Annotated in this window: 4 protein-coding genes; 2 read left to right on the plus strand and 2 right to left on the minus strand. The window is 61.9% G+C overall.

Going from position 1 to position 5,928, the window contains the following annotated elements:
- Both PLL20_21295 and PLL20_21300 read right to left on the minus strand, forming a co-directional pair.
- A partial coding sequence (locus PLL20_21295; protein HPD32538.1) for an AarF/ABC1/UbiB kinase family protein occupies positions 1-1,511 on the minus strand: 1,511 nt, incomplete at its 3' end.
- Positions 1,512-1,595: 84 nt separating this feature from the next.
- Positions 1,596-3,788, minus strand: a complete 2,193-nt coding sequence (locus PLL20_21300) for an ABC transporter ATP-binding protein (protein ID HPD32539.1) — start codon at positions 3,786-3,788, stop codon at positions 1,596-1,598.
- Positions 3,789-3,908: 120 nt separating this feature from the next.
- Here PLL20_21300 and PLL20_21305 point away from each other — a divergent pair, with 120 nt between their 5' ends.
- Positions 3,909-4,328, plus strand: a complete 420-nt coding sequence (locus PLL20_21305) for an NUDIX domain-containing protein (protein HPD32540.1) — start codon at positions 3,909-3,911, stop codon at positions 4,326-4,328.
- 20 nt (positions 4,329-4,348) lie between these two features.
- Positions 4,349-5,350 (plus strand): Gfo/Idh/MocA family oxidoreductase, encoded by a 1,002-nt coding sequence (locus tag PLL20_21310; protein HPD32541.1) that lies wholly within the window; start codon positions 4,349-4,351, stop codon positions 5,348-5,350.
- The last annotated feature ends 578 nt before the right edge of the window (positions 5,351-5,928 follow it).

Raw genomic sequence — 5,928 nt, forward strand, 5'->3', positions numbered from 1 at the left:
GCCGTGATCACGGCGAAGCTCAGTCGGTTGCTGGCTCGGTCGATCTCGTTGGCCAGGAAATCGAGGTTCTGATGGCGGATGTTGATTTGCCACTTGCCGCGGGCCATTCGCCGGGATACGTCCCGCAACTGGCTGGGGAAGCCCTTGAGGAAATTGAGCAGGTGCCAGCCTGACATGGCGGCGGATTTAAGCAGCTTGCCCGGGGCCATACGTTCTGCGAGCAGCTTGACCAGCCGGGGTTTGACCAGCGTCACCAGATCCATTTCCGGATCGAGCTGCAGGCAGATCCCACCGACGGCCACCAGGGCCTTGCCGAAAAGCACAAACTCGCGAGGGACCGTAACATCGTTCCGCCGGATCAGAGCCGTGATCTCATGGAACAGCGTCTGCATATCGAAGCGGTGCAGTGGCAGACCGTAGTATTTCTCAATCAGCTCGAGGAAATCGCGCCGGAGCTGTACTCGGTCGGTCTGCTCGCCCAAGGCGTCCATGTCCGCGAGTACCTCGACCACGATCTCGGGCTCGCGATTGACGGCTCCCATGAGGGCCATGACCAGGTGTCCGAGCATTTCCTCGTCGATTCGGCCGGTCAGACCAAAATCGATCAGGCGAATCGCGGCCGGCGGTTCGACCAGCAGGTTTCCGGGGTGCGGATCGGCATGGAACAGTCCGGTCTCGAAGAATTGCCTGACGAACCCGCGAGCCAGCCGGTCGGCAAGTTGCTTACGGTCGATGGCCGGATCAGGTCGGGTGAGCAGCGTCTGGATGCTGACGCCGTGCATTTCTTCAAGGGTCAGCACGCTCGGTCCGGTAAACTCCCAGAACACCGTCGGTACTCGGAAATCGGGATCCTCGCCGATGGATTCCGCGAAGCGAGCGATCGTGGCCGCCTCATTGACGAAATCCAATTCGCGCATCATCGTCTGCTCGAATTCATCGACGATCATTTTCGGATGGTAGACAGCGAGCTCAGGCACCAGCCGCTCGGCCACGTCTCCGATCCATCTGAGAATCGTCATGTCGAGCCGGATGGTATCCTCGATCCCCGGCCGTTTGACCTTGACAACCACGCGGCAGGACGGCCGTTCATCGGCGGCAACGGTGGTTGCCCGGTAAACCTGGGCGATGGAGCCGCAGGCAAAAGGCTCGTCACCGAACCCGGCGAAGCATTGTGAGAGGGGCATTCCCAGATCGGTTTCAATGATTCGACGGGCCTGGTCGGTCGGGAAGGGGGGCACCCTATCCTGAAGCTTGACCAGTTCGGCGATGATGTCTGCGGAAACCAGGTCAGGCCGGCTCGACAGGAGCTGGCCGAGCTTTACGAAGGTGGGACCGAGCTCTTCGCAAACGCGGGCGATACGTCGGCCGATGCTGGCTTCAGGTTCGCCTTCCAGCGATGGCATGACCGCCTGCTGCCATCTCTTGGGCAAGGGGACATATCGTTCGAGGTGGAGACTGTCGACCAAGTGGCCGAACCCGTGCTGGGTCAATACGCGGGCGATGGTCTGCACACGGCGGATCGTTCGAACTGACTTGGGGAGACGGAACATGGCTTCAACAGCATACGCGAACTTGCCGGGTGGTCAATGAAAGACTCACTCGTCCAGCAGGCTGCCGCGCAACTGGGTCTCGCAGAGCCGCTTATAGAGGGGGCAGGTCTGAAGGAGTTCCTCATGGGTGCCGACGGCCAGGATAAAGCCGGCGTCCATGACCACGATGCGGTCGGCCTCGCTGATGGTGCTGTAACGGTGGGCAATGACGAAAGCGGTGCGATCCCGGAAAAAAACATCCATTGCCTGGTGGATCTTCAGCTCGGACTCGGGGTCGATCTGGCTGGTGGCCTCGTCGAAGATGAGGATCGGGGCGTTCTTGAGGATGGCGCGGGCAATAGCGATGCGCTGTTGCTGGCCGCCGGAGAGCGTGGCGCCCCGCTCACCGATGACGGTGTCGTAGCCCTGTGGAAGCTGCCGTATGAACTCGTCGGCGTGAGCCTTGCGGGCGGCCTCTTCGATCTCCGCGTCGGTTGCATCCAAGCGCCCGTAGGCAATGTTCGCGCGAATCGTGTCGGGGAAAAGAACGCTCTGCTGCGTGATCAGGCTGAACTGCTCACGCAGCGATCGGAGCGAAACGCGGGTGATATCTTGTCCGTCGATAAGGATTTGCCCCTGCTGGATCGGGAAGAAGCGGGGCAGAAGGCTGACCAGCGTGGTTTTTCCTGAGCCGTTGGGGCCGACGAGCGCGATGATCTCGCCTTTCCTGACGGTCAGCGAGACGTCCTGCAGGGCGGGCTGGGTGGCCTCCGGATAGGTGAAGGTGATGTTTCGAATTTCGATGCTTTCGCGGATCGGACGGAGCTTGGGCCGTCCCTCATCCTCGTCGTCTTCGGTTGGGCTGTCGAGCAGCTCAAACACCCGGTCGGCGGCCGCGTTGGCCCGCTGAATCTTGGGGTAGACGGTGCTGAGCTTGCGGATCGGATCGAACATGGCGCCGAGACAGACCACCATGGCCAGGAAGTCAGGAATCTTCTCCTCGGCGCCTTGAGCGAGTACGCCGTTGCCGAAGTAGAGGATCGCGAGCATGACCGCGACAAAGCCCATTGTTTCCAAAGTTGGGGAAGCTAAAGCCTCGATACGGCCCATGCGCACCTGTTGGAGGAGAACCTGATGGTCGACGGCAAACAGCCGCCGTCGCTCATAGTTTTCCTGGCAGTAGCCCTTGACCACGCGCATGCCCTCAAGTGTGCTTTGCAGCGTGCTCATCATTGCCGAGTAGGCCATCAGCAGCCGGCGGTTTGCCTTGCGGATCTTGTTGCCGAGTTTGCGGATAAGGAGCACGACGAGAGGGGCGGCGACGATAACGGCCACGGTCAGGCGCCAGTCGAGCCAGAGAGCAAAAGCGGCGGCCCCCACGGCTTTGAAGGGCTCGGTCACGATCTTTTCGAAGAAGTTGGCCAATCCGCGGAAGATCTCGTTGGTATCCTGGACGAAGCGGCTCATGGTGTCGGCGGTGTTGCGGCTGAAATGACTGAGCGGCAGTTGGAGGACCTTGGCATACAACTCGCGGCGAAGGTCGATGATGGCGCGACAGTTGGCCACGACGGTGAAATACTCGGCGAAGTATCGTGCGGTGTTGCCGATCAGCACGACCACCAGCAACATTCCCAGCACAACCAGGAGGGTGCGCCATTTCTCGTGCGGGCGCAGGCCGCCGGGCACGATCTGGAGAACGCGTTGAGCCAACTGGTGATAGAAGGGCACGGGAGGAGCGGTAACAGTGGTCGTGGTTTCGGTTGCCATTACCTCTGTTCGCCAAGTGATGGCGAGTTGGGGACCGGATTCCGCCAGGGCGCGAAAGACGTCCACGGCCGGACCGCGAGTGTCGTTGACGGCCAGGATGAGCGCACCGGTAGGCAGGCCGCCATTGTTGTGAGCCAGAGGCGAAGCGGCTCTGGCGCTGAAGAGGCGAGCGCAGCCTTCGGGGACGCCGGGGATCTCGCCGTCCTTGAGCGAACTGTAAAGCACGAAGACGCATCGCAGGCGTTTTTCGGCGATGTACTGGTTCATGGAGCCGTGCAGGCCTTGTGGGCGAATGAGGACTGACAGGACCGGCAGGACCGAGCCGATGCTGGCGGTGTACGTCACGGCCATGACGAGAATGCATCCGATGGAGGGAAGGATGAAGCGCTTGTGCCGCCAGACGTAGCCCAGGAGCCGCTTGAACGGTCCAAAGGTCGAGGGCGGCTTGGTCTGCTGAGCCATACGCTCCAGTGTCGTTGTAGTGATACGCATGGGGCGGTATGATACCGGGATAGTCCCCGATCGACTACTGCATGCGGCGGGAGGTGCCGATCGGCGGCCGAGCGACTCCTGGCAGCGACCCTGCGGTTCCGGGCGAGAAGGAGCGTCCTCATGGCCAGACGAACCGGGCCACCGGTGATGGTCGGAGCGATCATCGACCGCGTGAGCCATGGGGTAATCGAGACGCTGATAGCCAGGATTCCGACGCCGCCGTACGAAGGTTGTTGGACCTTCCCGAGCGGGCCGGCCGATCCGGGTGAGGCCCCGGAAGCCGCGCTGCGTCGGATGCTGCATGCCACGCTCGGGGTGAGCTTGCGGATTATCTGCGGTCAGCCGCCCATCGACCTGCCGTGGGACGACGTTTTGTGTCGCTGGCGGTTTTTCTTCTGCGATGCGACCGGCAGCGAGTTGACGAGCCGCTACTATGCGGAGGTTCGCTGGGTGCGGCGCCCGGACTTTCGCGAGTACGACTTTGATCCGGTCAGCCAGCAGGTTGCCGCGTGGCTGCTTGACGACCTGCCGCGGGAATGACTCGTACGTCGGAGGACAACGTGAAGACTCGGCTCGGTATGATCGGCATGGGAGGCATTGGCCGGTTCCACGCGGATTACCTGGTGACTCACGCGGAGGCGGAGCTGACCGCGGTCTGCGACATTGACGAGGCCCGGCTTGCCGGCGCGGCGGCGAAATACGGGTCGCGGCCCTTCACGGACTACCGTGACATGATCTCGAAGGTTGACCTCGACGCGGTGTACGTTTGCGTGCCGCCGTACGTGGACGGGCCGCCGGAGATCGACTGTCTCGACGCGGGGCTACACATATTTGTGGAGAAGCCCATTGCTCTCGATATGCAGACGGCCCGCAAGGTCGAGAAGAAGATCGCGGACAGCGGGTTGATCGCGGCGGTCGGCTACCATTGGCGGTACATGGGAGCGGTCGATCTGGCCAACGAGATGATGGGCGACGAGCCGATCAGCTTTCTCCAGGGCCGGTGGGTAGGGGGGATGCCTGAGGTTTTTTGGTGGCGAAAAATGGGAATGAGTGGTGGGCAGTTTACCGAGCAGTGCACGCATATCGTCGATCTGGCCAGGTACTTTGCAGGCGATGTGACCCTGGTTTCGGCCGGGGGCGTCAAGGGCCAGATGTGCAGGCGGGTGCCGGACCACGACGTCTGGGACGCTCAGGCGGCCGTCCTGCACTTTGCGAACGGCCTGATCGCTTCGATCCACACTGCCCATCTGGGGGAGTGGTTCAGCGACTACGGCTTGCGGGTGCAGACGCCGGATTCCTGCTTCGAAATCAACGAAATACCCTGGAGCAGCAAGCTGACCGTTCGCCGCAAGGGCGAGGTGTGCGAGTTTCTCGGCCCGCAACGTGGCTGGAAAGAAGCCCACTATGTCGAGAGCGACGTTTTCATCAGGGCCGTCCGCACGGGTGATCGGTCGGAGATTCGCAGCGACTACAGTGACGCAGTGAAGACCCTAGCGGTGAACCTGGCGATCACGCGAGCCTGCGAGACGAGGCAAACGGTGGCGGTAGGGGAGGTGAGGTAGCAAGAACCGCTCGATTGGGGGGTATCAGATGTTGGCCGAGCGGCCGGTGGGCGTGCGCCTGGTCGCGTATAAGTCATTGATTCATAATACCTTATATTAAGACAGGCTCGCGGCTTTTGGGTTCGTTTGGCGCGGTGGAGCGGCCAAGGTGGCGGCAGGTCGAGGCCGTGCTTCGTCGGTCTGACTTCTCAGGGCTCTGACCTGCCCTACCTGCCGGTGGAGGATTGCCATCGTGATGGGCGCTGAATGCGGAAAGGATTCCGCAAGAGGTACGGCCCGGAAAGGATTCCGGGCCGAGCGGCTCGGTGGGTTCGTTTGGTCGCAGAGAGTTGTTGAGGTGTTGGCTCCCGGCTTTGGGCCGGAGGGGGTTGGTCTTCAGATTTCAAAGAACGGGCAGGGGAGCTTTCAGCAATCAGCTCTCAGTCGTCAGCTAGACAAGGGACAGAACACGGGGGATGCTCCGCAACGGGCGGGTGGAGCGGAGCGATGGCGAATTGCGGTTGCGCTTGATGTTGGGTTTGTGTGGCGCGGGGGAGTGGTCAGGGTGGCGGCAGGTCGACGCCCTGCTTGGTCGGGGC

This window comes from Phycisphaerae bacterium (genome assembly GCA_035384605.1).
In the GTDB taxonomy this organism is placed as follows: Bacteria; Planctomycetota; Phycisphaerae; order UBA1845; family PWPN01; genus JAUCQB01.